General features: G+C 66.7%; 16 protein-coding genes and 3 pseudogenes. 12 read left to right on the top strand and 7 right to left on the bottom strand.

From position 1 onward, the window contains the following. Positions 1–12: 12 nt before the first annotated feature. Positions 13–603, bottom strand: a complete 591-nt coding sequence (locus F1642_RS03955) for a sulfotransferase family protein (protein WP_255522118.1) — start codon at positions 601–603, stop codon at positions 13–15. A 241-nt stretch (positions 604–844) separates the two neighbouring features. Between F1642_RS03955 and recA the strand changes: the two are divergent. The 4 genes and pseudogenes from recA (at position 845) to F1642_RS03935 (ending at position 5,868) form a co-directional block, all read left to right on the top strand. After that, positions 845–1,926: pseudogene (gene recA / locus F1642_RS03950) on the top strand (recombinase RecA). 140 nt (positions 1,927–2,066) lie between these two features. Then, a pseudogene (gene alaS, locus F1642_RS03945) lies at positions 2,067–4,719 on the top strand (alanine--tRNA ligase). Continuing rightward, positions 4,716–5,015 carry a DUF1330 domain-containing protein gene (locus tag F1642_RS03940; RefSeq protein WP_194885529.1) on the top strand — a complete coding sequence of 100 codons (300 nt, stop codon included), beginning with the start codon at positions 4,716–4,718 and terminating at the stop codon, positions 5,013–5,015. Before alaS ends, F1642_RS03940 begins: the two are co-directional and overlap by 4 nt. A 59-nt stretch (positions 5,016–5,074) precedes the next feature. Beyond that, positions 5,075–5,868 (top strand): annotated as a pseudogene (locus F1642_RS03935) (class II glutamine amidotransferase). A gap of 3 nt (positions 5,869–5,871) precedes the next feature. On the opposite strand, the gene F1642_RS03930 reads toward F1642_RS03935, so the two are convergent. Together F1642_RS03930 and gatB are read right to left on the bottom strand one after the other, a co-directional pair. Next, positions 5,872–6,180 (bottom strand): DUF4177 domain-containing protein, encoded by a 309-nt coding sequence (locus F1642_RS03930; protein WP_045999071.1) that lies wholly within the window; start codon positions 6,178–6,180, stop codon positions 5,872–5,874. 29 nt (positions 6,181–6,209) lie between these two features. Further along, positions 6,210–7,721 carry an Asp-tRNA(Asn)/Glu-tRNA(Gln) amidotransferase subunit GatB gene (gene gatB / locus F1642_RS03925; RefSeq protein ID WP_194885527.1) on the bottom strand — a complete coding sequence of 504 codons (1,512 nt, stop codon included), beginning with the start codon at positions 7,719–7,721 and terminating at the stop codon, positions 6,210–6,212. A 277-nt stretch (positions 7,722–7,998) separates the two neighbouring features. Between gatB and F1642_RS15365 the strand changes: the two genes are divergently transcribed. Continuing rightward, positions 7,999–8,220: a hypothetical protein gene (locus tag F1642_RS15365; protein ID WP_255522116.1), complete on the top strand. Its 222-nt coding sequence runs from the start codon at positions 7,999–8,001 to the stop codon at positions 8,218–8,220. A gap of 1 nt (position 8,221) precedes the next feature. Further along, positions 8,222–8,611, top strand: coding sequence for a transglycosylase SLT domain-containing protein (locus F1642_RS15360; protein WP_370582801.1), 390 nt, complete (start codon positions 8,222–8,224; stop codon positions 8,609–8,611). A 51-nt stretch (positions 8,612–8,662) separates the two neighbouring features. On the opposite strand, the gene F1642_RS03915 is transcribed toward F1642_RS15360, so the two are convergent. After that, the gene (locus tag F1642_RS03915; protein ID WP_194885526.1) at positions 8,663–10,048 is read right to left on the bottom strand and encodes a M20/M25/M40 family metallo-hydrolase; all 1,386 of its coding nucleotides are present in this window, start codon (positions 10,046–10,048) and stop codon (positions 8,663–8,665) included. Between the two features lie 163 nt (positions 10,049–10,211). Here F1642_RS03915 and hemA point away from each other — a divergent pair, with 163 nt between their 5' ends. Both hemA and F1642_RS03905 read left to right on the top strand, forming a co-directional pair. Beyond that, positions 10,212–11,441: a 5-aminolevulinate synthase gene (gene hemA, locus F1642_RS03910; RefSeq protein ID WP_045999074.1), complete on the top strand. Its 1,230-nt coding sequence runs from the start codon at positions 10,212–10,214 to the stop codon at positions 11,439–11,441. A 205-nt stretch (positions 11,442–11,646) separates the two neighbouring features. After that, complete coding sequence (locus tag F1642_RS03905) at positions 11,647–12,855, top strand: helix-turn-helix domain-containing protein (RefSeq protein ID WP_194885741.1); 1,209 nt, start codon at positions 11,647–11,649, stop codon at positions 12,853–12,855. Between the two features lie 28 nt (positions 12,856–12,883). Here F1642_RS03905 and F1642_RS03900 read toward each other — a convergent pair whose 3' ends face one another. Beyond that, entirely contained in the window at positions 12,884–13,930 is a 1,047-nt protein-coding gene (locus tag F1642_RS03900) for a dipeptidase (protein WP_194885525.1), read from the bottom strand. A 123-nt stretch (positions 13,931–14,053) separates the two neighbouring features. Between F1642_RS03900 and F1642_RS03895 the strand changes: the two genes are divergently transcribed. Continuing rightward, entirely contained in the window at positions 14,054–14,374 is a 321-nt protein-coding gene (locus F1642_RS03895; RefSeq protein ID WP_045999606.1) for an antibiotic biosynthesis monooxygenase, read from the top strand. A gap of 75 nt (positions 14,375–14,449) precedes the next feature. Next, on the top strand, positions 14,450–15,082 hold the full coding sequence (parA, locus tag F1642_RS03890; protein ID WP_045999076.1) for a ParA family partition ATPase: 633 nt from the start codon (positions 14,450–14,452) through the stop codon (positions 15,080–15,082). Between the two features lie 28 nt (positions 15,083–15,110). On the opposite strand, the gene F1642_RS03885 is transcribed toward parA, so the two are convergent. Continuing rightward, positions 15,111–15,413, bottom strand: a complete 303-nt coding sequence (locus F1642_RS03885; protein ID WP_052714596.1) for a hypothetical protein — start codon at positions 15,411–15,413, stop codon at positions 15,111–15,113. Between the two features lie 130 nt (positions 15,414–15,543). Next, a complete protein-coding gene (locus tag F1642_RS03880; RefSeq protein WP_045999077.1) occupies positions 15,544–15,738 on the bottom strand; it encodes a cation transporter in 195 nt (64 codons plus the stop codon). Between the two features lie 64 nt (positions 15,739–15,802). Between F1642_RS03880 and F1642_RS03875 the strand changes: the two genes are divergently transcribed. Then, positions 15,803–16,504 carry an HAD family hydrolase gene (locus tag F1642_RS03875; protein WP_194885524.1) on the top strand — a complete coding sequence of 234 codons (702 nt, stop codon included), beginning with the start codon at positions 15,803–15,805 and terminating at the stop codon, positions 16,502–16,504. Then, positions 16,501–17,406: a DMT family transporter gene (locus F1642_RS03870; RefSeq protein WP_370582769.1), complete on the top strand. Its 906-nt coding sequence runs from the start codon at positions 16,501–16,503 to the stop codon at positions 17,404–17,406. Before F1642_RS03875 ends, F1642_RS03870 begins: the two co-directional genes overlap by 4 nt. Positions 17,407–17,479: the final 73 nt, after the last annotated feature.

Below are 17,479 nucleotides of genomic sequence, written 5' to 3'. Positions count from 1 at the left end.
CTGACGCGCGGATCAGCTGCGGCTGTGCAAGGACGCGTAGACGTCCAGGTCGCGGGCCATGGCGTTTTCGCCAGCTGCGCCTCGGCCGGTTCCGGCAGATGGACGTCGACACTGGGCGGCACGTTGATGCGCGCAGCTCGATCGCGCAATCAAGTCGCGTCTCCAGGAAATCCACGAAGCTGGCGATGTCCTCGTAGCGGAAAGATGCAGTCGACGCGATGATCGCCGTCCGTCAGGAAGGCACTCTGGCTGCCGAATTTCGGGGTGCTGGCCTGCGGCGTAACGCGCCGCGAAATCGGAAAAGCTGATGCCGTCCATGGCATGGCGCGGATCGTCGTGATCGTCGCGCAGCTTGAAGCGGTACCAGCTGCGCAGCCAGTCCACCGGCTCTCGCATCAGGGCGACCGTGGTGAAATCCGCATCGGTCTGCGCGGAAAGCCAGGGGCCGACGAAACGGCGATAGGTGGCGATATCGGTGTGCTTGAGCGCGTCCGGTCGCAGCAGCGACGCCGAGGCCAGCGACTCGAGCGCAACCTCGATCGCCGTCGAGCCGGCCTTGGGAGTAGCAAGGAACACCAGCCTCTGGTCCCAGAATATCAGCATGCCTGTCGTCCGATCATGGTGTGCAGATGCACGGAGGCGTTGAATAGCGGGCCCGCCAAAGGCTGTAAACGCTTTGTTAACCCTGTCTGCGCGATGCTGGCGCAGACGAATCGACAATCGTCCACAACATCCTTGAAAACCGGTTTAAGGATGACGCATCTAGTGGTGAACAAGACAAGAACATCCGGTCGGTCGAATTGATTGCCCCGCCCGGAGGGCTGTGAAATAACGTGGGGATCACATGGCACAGGCGAGCATCTTCGACATGACGGACAAACGCGCGGCGGACAAGCAGAAGGCGCTGGACAGCGCCCTGGCCCAGATCGAACGGCAGTTCGGCAAGGGCTCGATCATGAAGCTGGGCAAGGACAGTCCGGTGGCCGAGATCGAGGCGACCTCGACCGGGTCGCTGGGTCTGGACATCGCGCTTGGCATCGGCGGCCTGCCCAAGGGCCGGATCATCGAGATATTCGGGCCGGAAAGCTCGGGCAAGACGACGCTGACGCTGCATGTCGTGGCCGAGGAGCAGAAGAAGGGCGGCGTCTGCGCCTTCGTCGACGCGGAACACGCGCTGGACCCGCAATACGCCAAGAAGCTGGGCGTGAATCTGGACGAGCTGCTGATTAGCCAGCCCGACACGGGCGAGCAGGCGCTGGAGATCGTGGACACGCTGGTGCGGTCGGGCGCGGTCAGCCTGGTCGTGGTCGACTCGGTCGCGGCGCTGACGCCCAAGTCCGAGATCGAGGGCGACATGGGCGACATGCAGATGGGCAGCCAGGCCCGCCTGATGAGCCAGGCCATGCGCAAGCTGACCGCCAGCATCGGGCGTTCGAACTGCATGGTGATCTTCATCAACCAGATCCGCATGAAGATCGGCGTCATGTTCGGCAACCCCGAGACCACAACCGGCGGCAACGCACTGAAGTTCTATGCCTCGGTTCGCTTGGACATCCGCCGCACCGGCGCGGTCAAGGACGCGCGACGAGGTCGTGGGCAACGCCACCCGCGTCAAGGTGGTCAAGAACAAGGTCGCGCCCCCCTTCCGGCAGGTCGAGTTCGACATCATGTACGGAGAGGGCATCAGCAAGGTCGGCGAACTGATCGACCTTGGCGTCAAGGCCGGCCGTGGTCGAGAAGTCGGGCGCCTGGTATTCTTATGGTGACGAGCGCATCGGCCAGGGCCGTGAGAACGCCAAGCAGTTCCTGCGCGACCGCCCCGAGGTGGCCTTTGCCATCGAGGACAAGATCCGCGCCAGCCATGGCCTGGAATTTGGCGTCGGCGAAGGGTCGGACAGCGGCGACGACGACTCGCTGACCGAATAAGGTCGCTGTCATTACGACGCACGGGCGCGGGGGAGACCCTGCGCCTTTTCGCATGCCGGTTGCTGGACAGGGCAGCGGCCGAGCGATAGACCATCGGCAGCCCGGCTTGGCCGGAGACACTTTTGCGATGAAGGCCCGCCATGCCCAGTCTGAATGACATCCGCTCGACTTTCCTTGGCTATTTCGAAAGGAACGGCCACCGGGTCGTGGACAGCAGCCCGCTGGTCCCCGCGCAACGACCCCACGCTGATGTTCGCCAATTCCGGCATGGTGCAGTTCAAGAACCTGTTCACCGGGGTCGAGACGCGCGACTACAACCGCGCCACCAGCGCGCAGAAATGCGTTCGCGCGGGGGGCAAGCACAACGACCTGGACAATGTTGGCTATACGGCGCGGCACCACACGTTCTTCGAGATGCTGGGCAATTTCAGCTTTGGCGACTATTTCAAGGACCAGGCGATCGCGCATGCCTGGGAGTTGCTGACCCGCGATTTCGCGATCCCCAAGGACCGCCTGCTGGTCACGGTCTATCACACCGACGATGAGGCCGTGCAGATCTGGAAGAAGGTCGCGGGCCTGTCCGACGACCGCATCATCCGCATCCCGACGTCGGACAATTTCTGGCAGATGGGCCCGACCGGTCCCTGCGGCCCCTGCACCGAGATCTTCTTTGACCATGGCGACAAGATCCCCGGCGGCCCTCCGGGCAGCCCGGACGAGGATGGCGACCGCTTCATCGAGATCTGGAACCTGGTCTTCATGCAGAACGAGCAGTTCGAGGACGGCTCGATGCGCGCGCTGGACATGCAGTCCATCGACACCGGCATGGGGCTGGAGCGGATCGGCGCGCTGCTGCAGGGAAAGCACGACAACTATGACACCGACCTGATGCGGTCGCTGATCGAGGCCTCGGCCCATGCGACCAGCGCGGATCCCGACGGGCCGGGCAAGGTGCATCACCGGGTGATCGCGGATCACCTGCGGTCGACCAGCTTCCTGATCGCGGACGGGGTGATGCCGTCGAACGAGGGCCGCGGTTACGTGCTGCGCCGGATCATGCGCCGCGCGATGCGCCATGCGCACATGCTGGGCGCGCAGGACCCGGTCATGCACAAGCTGGTGCCCGCATTGGTGCGCCAGATGGGTGCGGCCTATCCGGAGCTGACACGCGCGCAGGCGATGATCGAGGAGACCCTGCGGTCCGAGGAGACGCGGTTCCGCCAGACGCTGGACCGGGGTCTGCGCCTGCTGGACGACGAACTGGCGCGCCTTCCCGAAGGGGCCGACCTGCCAGGCGAGGCCGCGTTCAAGCTGTACGACACGTTCGGATTTCCGTTGGACCTGACACAGGACGCGCTGCGCGAAAAGGGCCGCGCGGTGCAGACCGAAGGGTTCGACGCGGCGATGGCCGAGCAGAAGCGCATGGCCCGAGCCGCATGGTCGGGTTCCGGAGAGGCCGCGGATGCGACCATCTGGTTCGAGCTGGCCGAAAAGCACGGCGTCACCGAGTTCCTGGGCTATGACACCGAGGAGGCCGAGGGCCAGATCACCGCGCTGGTGATCGACGGCGCCGATGCGGCCGAGGCGGGCGAGGGGGCCAAGGTCGCCATCGTGGTGAACCAGTCGCCCTTCTATGCCGAAAGCGGCGGGCAGGTCGGCGATCACGGCCTGATCCGCACCGAAACGGGGGCGGCGCGCGTCACCGACACCAAGAAGGTTGCCGGCGTCTTTATCCATCAGGCCGAGGTCACGATGGGCACGATCAGCCGTGGCCAGGGGGCGCAGCTGTCGGTCGATCACGACCGCCGGTCGGCGATCCGCGCGAACCACTCGGCAACGCACCTGCTGCACGAGGCGCTGCGCGGGGCCCTTGGCGATCACGTCGCGCAGCGGGGCAGCCTGAACGCGCCGGACCGGCTGCGGTTCGACTTCAGTCACAATCATGCGGTCACGGCCGAGCAGCTTGCGGCGATCGAGGCCGAGGTGAACGGCTATGTGCGCCAGAACAGCCCGGTCGAGACCCGGATCATGACGCCTGATGATGCACGCGCCTTGGGGGCGCAGGCCCTGTTCGGCGAGAAGTACGGCGACGAGGTTCGCGTCGTGTCGATGGGCGCGCAGCCCGGCAGCGGCAAGGGCGCCGACGGGGCGACCTATTCGCTGGAGCTGTGCGGCGGCACGCATGTCGCGCGGACCGGCGATATAGGGGCGTTCGTGCTGTTGGGCGACGCGGCCTCCAGCGCGGGTGTCCGGCGGATCGAGGCGCTGACCGGACAGGCGGCGCTGGCGCATCTGCGCGATGCGGACAGCCGCCTGGCCGAGATCGCGGGCATCCTCAAGGCGCAGTCCGCCGAGGTGGTGACCCGCGTCCGCGCGCTGGCCGACGAACGCAAGGCGCTGGCCAACGAGGTCGCGCAGCTGAAGCGCCAGCTGGCGATGGGCGGCGGAGACGAGGCCGAGGAGATCGCGGGCATCAAGTTCATCGCCCGCAAGGTCGAGGGCGTGGGCGGCAAGGAGCTGGGTGCGCTGGTCGACGAGATGAAGGCATCCCTGGGCAGCGGCGCAGTTCTGGTGCTGGCCGAGGATGGCGGCAAGGCCACCGTGGCCGCGGGCGTCACGCCCGATCTGACCGGTCGCATCAGCGCCGTGGCGCTGGTGCAGGCTGCGACCGCCGCACTGGGCGGCAAGGGCGGTGGCGGCCGCCCCGACCGGGCACAGGGTGGCGCGCCCTCTCTGGCGGCCGCGGAAACGGCGTTCCAGGACGCCCGCAAGATCATCGAGGACAGCAAATGACAGCGCTTTGGATTGCCCATGTGACCGTGACGCACCCGGACGCCTATGGCCTTTACGCCAAGGCGGCGGGCCCTGCGATCGCCGCCCATGGCGGTGTGTTCCTGGCCCGCGCCGGCCGCTATCACGTGCTGGAGGGGGCGGACCGCGCCCGCCACGTGGTCGCGCGGTTCCCGTCACTTGATGCGGCCGTTGCCTGTTATCACAGCACCGAGTACCAGGCGGCGCTTGCGCATGCCAAAGGGGCCAGCGAACGCGATCTTGTCATCGTGGAAGAGGCTGCACCCCCCACGGAATAGGTGAAACCTTCAGACTTTCGTGCTAGTCCTGTCACAAAAGAGACGTGAAGGGGCAGGGCATGTGTCGTTGGGCCGCCTATCTGGGCGCACCGATCTTTCTGGAGGATATCGTCAGCCGGCCGGCGCATTCGCTGATCCGGCAGAGCCAGGGCGCGATGCGATGTCATACGCCGGTGAATGCCGACGGCTTCGGCATCGCGTGGTACGGCGAACGTCCCGAACCGGGGCTGTACCGCGATGTCATGCCGGCCTGGTCCGACCCGAACCTGCGCAGCCTTGTGGCGCAGGTGCGGTCCGGCCTGTTCATGGCGCATGTGCGCGCGTCGACGGGAACGGCGACCAGCCGCAACAACTGTCACCCCTTTGCCGTCGGTCGATGGAGCTTCATGCATAATGGCCAGTTCGGCGGCTATGACGCCTTCCGGCGCCATGCCGACGTGCTGATCCCGGACGAATACTATCCCCATCGCAAGGGCGCGACCGACAGCGAGGCGCTGTTCCTGGTCGCCCTGGGATGCGGGCTGGACCAGAACCCCAAGGTTGCGATGGAACGGGCGCTTGGGCTGTTGGGCACATTGGCGCGTCAGCGCGGATGCGCACCCCATGTCCGCGCCGCCTGCGCCCTGTCGGACGGAGAGCGGCTGTACGCGCTGCGCTACAGCAGCGACGATCAGGCGCCGTCGCTGTATCATCGATGGTCGGAGAGCCGTCAGGGCTGGGCCGTCGTGTCCGAACCGCTGGAGAGTGACGAGGCGGACTGGACCGAGGTTCCCCCGGCAGTTTCTGCACGTTCGAGCGTGGCCGGGTCGAGGTCGTGCCGTTCTGCCCCGAACCGCTCAGCGCGGCCGCCTGACCCTTACGGGCGGTCGGTCATCGCATCGGGGGCCGCGGGCGCGGCCTCGGGCTGGGGCAGGCGGCGCAGTTCGGGATCGACGCTGTGCGGGCGGCGGAACACCAGCACATTGTGATAGACCGTGGTGCGCCCGGTCAGGCCGCTGCGCTCCTCGCTTGGCAGGACATCGGCGCGCACGTATTCCCAGCCCTCGGCCGACATGCGGTTCAGCTCTGCCGTCAGCGACAGGGCATACCGGTCGGTCGGCGTCTTTGCCTCGCGGGCCTTCTCCGTCTTGGTCGGCGCGGGGATGACGGAATATTCAAAGCGCATGTCGGCGTCCTGTCGCGAGGGGGTAAGGGTCACAGAGCCAGTTTCCGGGCGACCATGTCGTTGACGGCGGCGGGGTTCGCCTTGCCGCCGGTGGCCTTCAGCACCTGGCCCACGAACCAGCCCGCCAGCTTGGGGTTGGCGCGTGCCTTTTCGACCTGGGCGGGGTTGTCGGCAATGATCTGATCGACCGCGGCCTCGATCGCGCCCAAGTCGGTGACCTGCTTCATGCCGCGATCCTCGACGATCCGGGCGGGGTCGCCGCCTTCGGTCCACAGGATCTCGAACAGGTCCTTGGCGATCTTGCCGGAAATCGCGTCCGATGCGATCAGGTCGATCACGCCGCCCAACTGCGCGGCGGACACCGGAGAGGTCGCGATGGTCAGACCTTCCTTGTTCAAGCGGCCGAACAGTTCGTTGATGACCCAGTTCGCGGCCATCTTGCCGTCGCGGCCCGATGCCACGGCCTCGAAGTAATCGGCGTTCTCGACTTCTGCGGTCAGTACGCCCGCATCGTATTCCGACAGGCCCATGCCCTGCACGAAGCGGGCCTTCTTCTCATCGGGCAGTTCGGGCATGGATGCCGCGATGTCGTCCACCCAGGCCTGCTCGATCTCCAGCGGCAGCAGGTCGGGGTCGGGGAAGTAGCGATAATCATGCGCCTCCTCCTTCGACCGCATCGACCGCGTCTCTCCCTTGTCGGGATCATAAAGGCGCGTCTCCTGGACGATCTTTCCGCCATCCTCCAGGATCGCGATCTGGCGCCGGGCCTCATAGTCGATGGCCGCCTGGATGAAGCGCATCGAGTTCATGTTCTTGATCTCGCAGCGCGTGCCCAGATGGCCGAAATCACCGGTCTCCTGGAACCGTTCGTAATCGCCGGGCTTGCAGACGCTGACATTGACGTCGGCGCGCAGGTTGCCGTTCTGCATGTTGCCGTCGCAGGTGCCCAGATAGCGCAGGATCTGGCGCAGCTTGACGACATAGGCGGCGGCCTCCTCGGGGCCGCGGATGTCGGGGCGGCTGACGATCTCCATCAGGGCGACGCCGGTGCGGTTCAAATCGACAAAGGACATGGTCGGGTCCATGTCGTGGATCGACTTGCCCGCGTCCTGTTCCAGGTGGATGCGCTCGACGCGGACGCGACGGGCGACGCCGGGGGCCATGTCGACGATGATCTCTCCCTCGCCCACGATGGGGTGGTACAGCTGGCTGATCTGATAGCCCTGCGGCAGGTCGGGATAGAAATAATTCTTGCGGTCGAACGCGCTGCGCAGGTTGATCTGGGCCTTCAGGCCCAGGCCGGTGCGGACCGCCTGCGCCACGCAGAATTCGTTGATGACCGGTAGCATGCCCGGCATGGCCGCATCGACGAAGGCCACGTTGCTGTTGGGCTCGGACCCGAACCGGGTCGAGGCGCCGGAAAACAGCTTGGCGTTCGATGCGACCTGGGCGTGAACCTCCAGCCCGATCACCAGTTCCCAATCGCCTTGCGCGCCTTGGATCACTTTCGGCTGCGGGGCGGTGAAGGTCAGGTCAAGCATGGCGGGCCTCTTTGGCGGCAAACGGTCTGGCGGCGGTTTTAGGGCAAGGCCGTGGCATTGTCACGGCCCCGCCCGCCACTGCCGCGCGAATCATCACTGGCGCCCTGCAATGCGTAAAATTCGAATGAACGGCGGTGTTCGGTCAAGGCCGTCGGCGGATTTCCGACCATGTGCCTTTCGTGTCGCGGCAGGTTCCCGCCGAGGCAAATCCTTCTTCTTGCAGGATATTCGACACACGCTATGGCAGAGGACGACGAAACCACCCTTTGAGGTAACCATGCGCGCCGCGCTTTCCCTTGCCGCCCTAGCCCTGGTGGCCGCCTGTTCCACGACCCCGTCGGGTCCGACCGACGCCCAGGTCGAGGCACAGGAGATGGCCCTGGCCCAGGTGCCCCCGATGCGGTGGGGAGAGCGCAACGGCTCTGACGAATGGACCCGCGCCACGATGGAGGCGCTTGACCGCGAAGGCGTGACGATGCTGTCCAGCGTCCCCTCATGACATCGCGGAATTCTGCCCCAACTATCGCCAGCTTGCCCCCACCGGCCGCAAGGCGTTCTGGGCGGGGCTGCTGTCGGCCGTCGCGCGGCATGAAAGCACCTTCAATCCGCAGGCCGCCGGTGGCGGTGGCAAATGGATCGGCCTGATGCAGATCGCGCCCGCGACCTGGCGCAACTATGATTGCACCGGCAACATCCGCAACGGCGCCGACAACATGGCCTGCGCGGTCAAGATCGCTGCGCAGCAGGTGGGACGCGACAACGCCGTCGCCCGTGACGACAACGGCTGGCGCGGCGTTGCGCGGGACTGGGCGCCGATGCGCAGCAGCAAGAAGCGCGCGGACATCGCCGCCTGGACCTCCAGCCAAAGCTATTGCAGCGCGCAAGGCTGAGACCGGATCAAGTTCGAAAAAAGGGGGCCGGATCGGCCCCCTTTTTTCATGTCAGCGCAGGGCCGACAGAATGCGCGCCCAGGAGCGCGCGCCCTTGGCAAAGCTTTCCACGTCATACTTCTCGTTCGGTGAATGGATGCGGTCGTCGTCGCGGGCAAATCCCACCAGCATCGAATCCATGCCCAACAGCTCCTTGAAATCGCCCGCGATGGGGATCGACCCGCCGCCGCCGATATAGGCGGCCTCCTGGCCCCATTCCTGCGTCAGCGCATCTTTGGCCTGGCCGAATGCCGGGTCGCTGATGTCCATGACGCTGGCGGGCCCGGCGCCGTGGTCGTGGAACTCCACCCGGCAATCGGCAGGAACGAAGCGGCGGACATGATCCTGGAACGCCTGGCGCACCGCCTGCGGGTCCTGGGTGCCCGTCAGGCGGAAGCTGACCTTGGCGCGTGCCGTCGCCGGCAGAACGGTCTTGAACCCTGCCCCGGCATAGCCGCCGGCGATGCCGTTGATCTCGGCCGTCGGCTGGTTCCAGACCATCTCCAATGCGGTGCGGCCCCGTTCGCCGATGGGTTGGGACAGTCCCACGCGCGACAGATAGTCGGTGGCGTCGAAATTCAGCGCCTGCCAGTCGCGCGCCAGCTCCGGCGACAGATCCGCCACGCCGTCATAGAAGCCGGGCAGGGTGACGCGACCCGTGTCGTCCTTCAGCGCCGCCAGCGCCTGCGCCATGATCATGATCGGGTTCGCCGCCAGCCCACCGAAGCTGCCGGAATGCAGGTCGCGATCGGCGGCGTGGATCACGACCTCCTGTCCCACCAGCCCGCGCAGCTGGGTGGTGATAGCGGGCCGCCCGTCGGCATAGCGCGCCGTGTCGCAGATCATCGCCAGATCGGCGCGCAGGCTGTCGGCATGTTCGATCAGGAACGGTCGCAACGACGGAGAGCCGGACTCCTCCTCGCCCTCGAACAGCAGGATCAGGTCGGTGGGCAGGGCGCCATGCACGGCCTTCCAGGCCCGGAACGCCTCGACGAAGGTCATCAGCTGGCCCTTGTCGTCGGACGCGCCGCGGGCGCGGATCACCCGTCCCTGGGGCGTATCCTCGATCGCCGGTTCGAAGGGCGGGCGGTCCCACAGGGACAGCGGATCCACCGGCTGCACGTCGTAATGACCATAGAACAGCAGCGGGCGCGCATCGCCACGCGGGCTGCGGGCGGTGATCATCGGATGGCCGGGCGTGTCGTGGACCTGGGTATCGAAGCCAAGGTCGCGCAGTTCCTGTGCCAGCCATTCGGCGGCGGTCCGCACATCGCCCGCATGCGCCGGATCGGTCGAGATGGACGGGATCTCCAGAAAACGCATCAGCCGTGCCAGCGCATCCTCCAACCCCTGGTCCAGATGCGTCAGGATGTCCTGCAGCCTTGCGTGTTCGCCCATGATTCCTACCTCTTGCGGTGTCGATTTCAGGTTTCTGCCTGCGCCTTTCGTCGAATTGCGACGTTTTCGGCCTGTTTTTTTCGCGCCTTGACCTCTATCAAGGCAGAAAGCGCGCGGTCGGAGAATGATCGCACCCAGCCAGCTATGCAAGGGATCGCCCGCCATGAAATATGATGTCGCCTTGGACAAGGCCCTTGCACGTCTGCACGAAGAAGGGCGCTATCGCACCTTCATCGACATCGAACGTGCGCAGGGCCGGTTCCCGCAGGCGGTCTGGAATCGCCCCGACGGCGAACGCCAGGAAATCACCGTGTGGTGCGGAAACGACTATCTGGGCATGGGTCAGCACCCGACCGTCCTGGCCGCGATGCACGAGGCGCTGGACGCCACCGGCGCGGGGTCCGGCGGCACGCGCAACATCAGCGGCACCACGGTCTATCACAAGCGTCTGGAATCCGAACTGGCGGACCTGCACGACAAGCAGGCGGCCCTGGTCTTCTCCAGCGCCTACATCGCGAATGACGCGACGCTGTCCACGCTGCCCAAGCTGTTTCCCGGCCTGATCATCTATTCGGACGAGCTGAACCACGCGTCCATGATCGAGGGGATCAAGCGCAATGGCGGCGCCAAGCGCATCTTCCGGCACAACGATCTGGCGCATCTGCGCGAGCTGCTGGCCGCGGACGACCCGGACGCGCCCAAGCTGATCGCCTTCGAATCCATCTATTCGATGGACGGCGATTTCGGCCCGATCGAGGGGTTCTGCGATCTGGCCGACGAGTTCGGCGCGCTGACCTATCTGGACGAGGTTCATGCCGTCGGCATGTACGGCAAGCGGGGCGGCGGCGTCGCGGAACGCGACGGGCTGTCGGATCGCATCGACATCATCAACGGCACTCTGGGCAAGGCGTTCGGCGTGTTCGGCGGCTATATCGCGGCCAGCGACAAGATGTGCGACGCGATACGGTCCTATGCGCCAGGGTTCATCTTCACCACGTCTCTGCCACCGGCGGTTGCAGCGGGGGCCGCGGCGTCCATCGCGCTGCTGAAGACGGCCGAGGGGCAGAAGCTGCGCGATGCGCAGCAGCTGCATGCCCGCATCCTGAAGATGCGCCTGAAATCGCTCGGTATGCCGATCATCGACCACGGCAGCCATATCGTGCCTGTCCATGTCGGTCATCCCGTGCACTGCAAGGCGCTGTCCGACATGCTGCTGCGCGATTACGGCATCTACGTCCAGCCGATCAACTTCCCCACGGTCCCGCGCGGGACCGAACGGCTGCGCTTTACCCCGTCGCCGGTGCACGATCCGAAGCAGATCGATCACCTGGTCCGGGCGATGGATGCACTGTGGTCGCACTGTGCCCTGAATCGCGCGGAATTGAGCGCGTAATGCAATCCACGGGTGAACTGCTCTCGCCTGCGTGATAACCTTTGGCTAAAGAAGCTTTGGTAGCCTTCGATTCGGAGGCAGCCTATAACAAGCGGATGAGGCATAGGCAATGAGCAGGCTGCGGGCACCTGACCCGGCAGAAGATTTCGTGCAAGTCGGGGATACGGCAGTGTTCCTGGACGATGACACGCGGTTGGGCGATCTGATGCGCGGAGAGCGGGCGACGTTGGGCAAGTCCCTTCTGGACGTCCAGCGCGAATTGCGCATCCGTGCCTCCTATGTCGCCGCGATCGAGAACTGCGACGTCTCGGCCTTTGACGCGCCCAGCTTTATCTCGGGCTATGTGCGCTCTTATGCGCGTTATCTGGGCATGGACCCCGACTGGGTCTTCCGGCGGTTCTGTCAGGAATCTGGCTTTCAGCCGACGCATGGCATGGCTCCTGCCGCTGCCGGGCCCAAGCCGGGCCGCCGTCCGTCCGACCCTGCCGAAGCGCTGGCCAATCCTCGCGCCTTGTTCATCCCTCAGGAACGCGGATTCTTGTCCGAGGTCGAGCCTCGGGCCGTCGGCGCGATCTTCGTGCTGATGGCGCTAATCGGCGGGCTGGGCTATGGCGGATGGGCCGTCCTGCAGGAGGTCCAACGCGTCACGCTGACCCCGGGCGATGATCTGCCCACGGTGGTCGCCGAACTGGACCCGACGCAGGGCGCGGGGCTGTCGGACCCTGCCATCGATGGCGGACAGGGCAGCGACATCGCGCTGAGCCTGCCCCAGCCCGAGGCGCTGGATCGTCTGTACCGTCCGCAGATCCTCGAGGCACCGGTCCTGACCGCGCGCGACGGGCCCATCGCGGCGATCGATCCCGGTCTGCTGGACAGCTCTGCCACGGTCGAGGATGTGATCGCCTCGGCGGGACAGGTCGCGCAGGTGCCGCTTCCCCAGAACGCGCTGGCCCAGCAGGCGGGCGTGGCGCAGGTGCCGACCGGAACGCCTGGCGCCATCGGCGCCTTGCAGACCGCTCAGCCCGCCGCCGTGGAAAGCGTCGTGCGCACGCTGGCCCCGGATGCACCCCCGTTGGAGCTGATGGCGGCACGTCCGGCCTGGGTGCGCGTGACATCGGCGGACGGCACGGTGCTGCTGGAAAAGATCATGGATGCGGGCGAACGCTTTGCGCTGCCGCCGCTGGAACAGCCGCCCGTGCTGCGGACAGGCAATTCGGGCGCGGTCTATTTCGCGGTCAGCGGCCAGACCTATGGGCCGGCGGCGCCCGGCGCGCAGGTCATCAGCGGGGTGGAACTGTCCCCCGCCAGCCTGACCGAGCGTTACGCGTTGGCCGATCCCGCGGCCGACCCCGAACTGGCGCAGATGATCGCGGTGGCGCAGGTCGCAACGCCCGGCCAGACCGAAACCGAGTGAGACACGCAGGGCCGGAACCCCGGCCCGCCTAGCGCCAGGTGCGTTCCAGCAGGCCGATCCAGTTGTCGCAGGCGATCTTGCGGATCAGGTCGGGGCCGTAACCGGCATCGTCCATCGCCTTGATCAGCACAGGCAGCGCCGATGCGTCGGGCAGATCACGCGGCATCAGCGCGCCGTCGAAATCGGACCCCAAGGCTACGCCATCTTCCCCCAGGATCTCCAGCAGGTGATCCAGATGCCGGATCATCATGCCCAGATCCTCCAATGGCTGGCGCCGCCCGTCAGGCCGCAGGAAGCTGGAGGCGAAGTTCAGTCCGACCAAGCCCTTGCTGTCCGCGATCTGGCGCAGCTGCCGGTCGGTCAGGTTGCGGCTGCTTTCGCTGAAGGCATGCACGGCGCTGTGGCTGGCGACGAGGGGCGCGTCCGACAGCCGGGCCACGTCGTCGAAACCGGCCTGGTTCAGGTGCGACAGGTCCAGCATGATGCCAAGCGCGTTGCAATCCGCGACCAGGGCATGACCTTCGGGGGTCAGCGGGCCACCCATGTCGGGGCTGGCGGGAAAGGCGAAGGGCACGCCCTCGCCGAACTGGGTGGGCCGCGACCAGACAGGCCCAAGCGAGCGCAGCCCCGCCGCGTGCCACAAATGCAACGCGTCGCGGTCGCGGATCGCCTCGGCCCCCTCCATGTGCATGATCGCGGCGATCCGCCCGGCCGCGATGGTTGCGCGCAACCCTGCGGCGTCGCGCACGATGTCCAGGGTGCCGGTCCGCTCCAGCGCCAGCAATGCCGCCGCCTGTGCGAAAGCCTGGGGCAGGGCCACGTCGGACGCGATCTGGGCGGGCAGGGGCAGCTCGAAGGGCGGGTTCTCCATCGCGTCCATCGCATGGTCGTCGCCCAGCCCTGCCGGTGTCGGTATCCAGATCGCGAAGAAACCGCCGACCATGCCGCCGGCCTGCATCCGGGGCAGGTCCAGATGGCCGGTGCCGTCGCCATGCAGCCAAAGCTGGTCGGCATCCGCGCCCGCCGCCACGACGCGCTGCAGGAAATCGTTGTGGCCGTCGAATACCGGGGTCATGGCGTGTCCTTGCTGTTTCGTCCCGGCAGGATGCACATCGTGCAGCGCCCTGCAATGGCACTTTGCGCCAAGGGGCTTGGGGGTTACGCTGATGGCAGGACCATGCCCATGAAAGGCCAGCCCATGCCCCGCATCACGCCCGATTTCGACGGCCAGACCGTCATCACCACCTTCGAGGTGACCCCCGGTACCGCGCATGACGTGCTGGACCTGCTGACCGAGGCTTGGGCGCAGGTCATCAGCAGACAGGCCGGCTGCCTGGGCGGGGCGATCCATCTGAACGACGCGCAGACCCGCATCGCCACCTATTCGCAGTGGCGCGACCGCCGCGATTACCAAGCGATGCTGCGCGACCCCGAGATGCGTCGCCGGAACCGGGAAATCCACGGAATGTGCAAGTCGTTCGAGCCCGTGATGTACGAGGTTCAGTCCGTGCATCCCTGATGCTGCACATGCAGAAACTTGGTGCAATCGGCCGCGTTGGACCCTAGGCTGGGCCAAACGCGGGGGATTGTCGCAATGTCAGGTCGGATCATCACGGTGGCTCAGCAAAAGGGCGGATCGGGCAAAACGACGCTGGCCGTCAATCTGGCGGTCAGCCTGCATGCGCGGGGTCACTCCGTCGCCCTGGTCGACACCGATCCGCAGGGCAGCCTGGGCCGCTGGTTCATGGAACGCATGTCCGCGGTAGGAGAGGACGAGGCGATGGATTTCTCGACCTCGTCGGCCTGGGGGGCCAGCTACGAATCGGAGAAGCTGAAGCGTCGGTTCGATTACGTCATCATCGACACGCCGCCCAAGATCGACAGCGACCTGCGCCCGGCGCTGCGTGTGGCGGATCTGGTGGTGGTGCCGGTGGCCACCAGCCATGTCGACCTGTGGGCGACCGAGGGGGTCCTGGATCTGGCGCGGCGCGACAAGGCGGATGTGCTGGTGGTCCTGAACCGCACCCGCCCCAACACGCGCCTGTCGGTCGAAGTGGCGCAGAAGGCGGCCGAGCTGGGCGCGCAGGTGGCCGACACGCAGGTCGCAAACCGCGTCGTCTATGCCGAGACCCTGGGACTGGGTCTGGGGGCGATCGAACGCCCCAAAGGTCCCGCAACGGCCGAGATGGCCGCGCTGACGGATGAGATCTTGGCCCGCATCGGCTGACCCAAGCGGGCCAGCCTGTTAGTTCAGATCAGCGGCACAGCCGTTCGGATTGCGCCGCGAAATTGCGGTAGCGGGCCCAGAAGGCGTTGTCCGCGTCACGCTTTGACGTGCGGACCTCTTGGGCGCGATGCGGCTCGCGGAAGAACTGCGCCGCCTGGCGCTGGTCCGACCGGGACAGGGTCTGGTTCGCGACCTGCTGGATGCAGCCGCACAGCGGTGCGTTGCCGCGCGCGCGGTCCGACCGGACGCAGGCGCTGTCGATGGGTCCGGCCATGGCCAGGGGGGTCGTCATGACGATCGCGGCGGCCGCGATCACGAAACGGTTCAGCATGGGACTGTCTCCTCGAAATGCCTCGGACGGCCGCGCGCCGGTTGGTCCGGTTCTTGCCCGCATAGGCCGATCGGTCGATCCTAGCATCAAGCGGCCCGCCGCTCAATCGCGGCGAACTTGGTGATCGGGGTCATGTGGCAGGCAGCGGGTGGGGGGTGAAGCCCGCGGCGGTCAGGGCGGATTGCGCGGTGGCGGGATCCAGCCCCTCGACGGTGACACGCTTTTCGGGCAGATCGACGGTTGCGCGGCCGCCAGCCCCGGCGACGGCGGCCTCGATCGCGGCCTTGCAGTGGTCGCAGCTCATGTCGGGGACGGAATAGATCATCGGGCGCTCCTGTGCTGGGTCGTTCGATCCTGAAACAGCGCGGCGCCGCCCGCAAGAGGACGACATGACCCTGTTTGACGCCATTGGGCTGGATGCCGACGACACGCTGTGGGAGAACGAGACGTTCTTTCGCGTCACCGAGGCCGAGTTCTGCGCGCTGCTGTCGGACCACGGCGACGCCGAGACCATCGCGGCGCGGCTGTACGACACGGAAAGCGTGAACCTTGCGCGCTACGGTTACGGCATCAAGGGCTTCATGCTGTCGATGGTCCAGACCGCGATCGAGTTGACCGACGGACGCATCGAGGGCCGCCAGATCGCCCGCATCCTGGACCTGGGCGCCGAGATGCTGGCCCATCCCGTGACCCTACTGCCGGGCGTGGAACAAGCCTTGGACGCGCTGGAGGGGCGGCGGCTGATCCTGATCACCAAGGGCGACCTGATGGATCAGGAGCGCAAGTTCGCAGCCTCTGGCCTGGCCGAGCGATTCGCGGCGGTGCATATCCTGGCCGACAAGACGCCCGAGGCCTATGCCCGGGTCCTGATGGGGCAGGGGGTGCAGCCGTCGCGGTTCCTGATGGCGGGCAATTCGATGCGCAGCGACGTGATCCCGGTGCTGGATCTGGGCGGGACGGGGGTCTTCATCCCGCATGACCTGACCTGGAGCCATGAACATGCCGAGGCGCCTGATCATCCGCGCCTGCATCAGCTGTCCGACATGGGCGGACTGCCCGCGCTGATCGCCGACCTGGAAGGTGCGGCGTGACCGACAACGGGCGTGCCGCGCTGTTCATGTCGGCATCAATGGCGATGTTCGCGGTCGAGGATGCGTTTCTCAAGGTGCTGACCCGGACGATGCCGGTATGGCAATTGCTGGCGATGGTGGGGGTGGTCGCGGGTGCGATATTCTGGACGCGTCTGGCGCGGCGGGGAGGGCGTCTTTGGACAGGTGACCTGATCCATCCCATGGCGCTGTTGCGCAATGCCGGAGAGATCGTGGGGGCCGTCTGCCTGGTGACGGCGCTGGCGGTGGGTGATCTGGCGGTGACTTCGGCGATCCTGCAGGTGCTGCCGCTGACGCTAGTGCTGGGCGCTGCGCTGTTTCTGGGCGAAAAGGTCGGGTGGCGCCGCTGGCTGTCGGTGGCGGTCGGGTTCGCGGGGGTGCTGCTGATCCTGCGGCCCGGGACGGCGGCGTTCCAGCCTGCGATGCTGTGGGCGGTGGCGGGCGTCGCGGGGCTGACGCTGCGCGATCTGGCCACGCGGCGCATTCCGCCGGGGGTGGCGTCGGATCAACTGTCGGCCTCGGCCTATGGCGCGATGATTCCGGCGGGGGTGGTGCTGGGCTTGCTGGCCGGGCCCGCGCCGGTGATGCCTGGCCCGATCGAGGTCGTCTTGCTGGCGGGGACGGTGGTGTTCGGCGTCGTGGGCTATGCGACGCTGGTGGCGGCCTCGCGTCTGGGCGAGGCGTCGGTCGTCGCGCCGTTCCGATACACGCGGCTGGCCTTTGCGCTGGTCGTGGCGGCGGTGATCTTTGGCGAGCGGCCCGATGCGGCCACCTTGGCAGGGGCGGCGTTGATCGCGCTGGCGGGGGGCTATGCGATGTGGCGCGAGGCGGGGCTGCGGCGCAGGCGCCCCGTCGACAGCCTGGTGCGACCCGGTCCCGGCTGAGATCCTGCCCGCGCGTGGCTTGGGCGGACGAGGCCGCCTGCGGCCCCATCGAGGGGCCTTGGCGGCCGCGCGA

The organism is Paracoccus sp. NBH48 (assembly GCF_015390265.1).
Classification (GTDB): domain Bacteria; phylum Pseudomonadota; class Alphaproteobacteria; order Rhodobacterales; family Rhodobacteraceae; genus Paracoccus; species Paracoccus marcusii.
The sequence above is the reverse complement of the archived record's forward strand: the minus strand, read 5'-3'. Positions and strand labels throughout refer to the sequence as shown.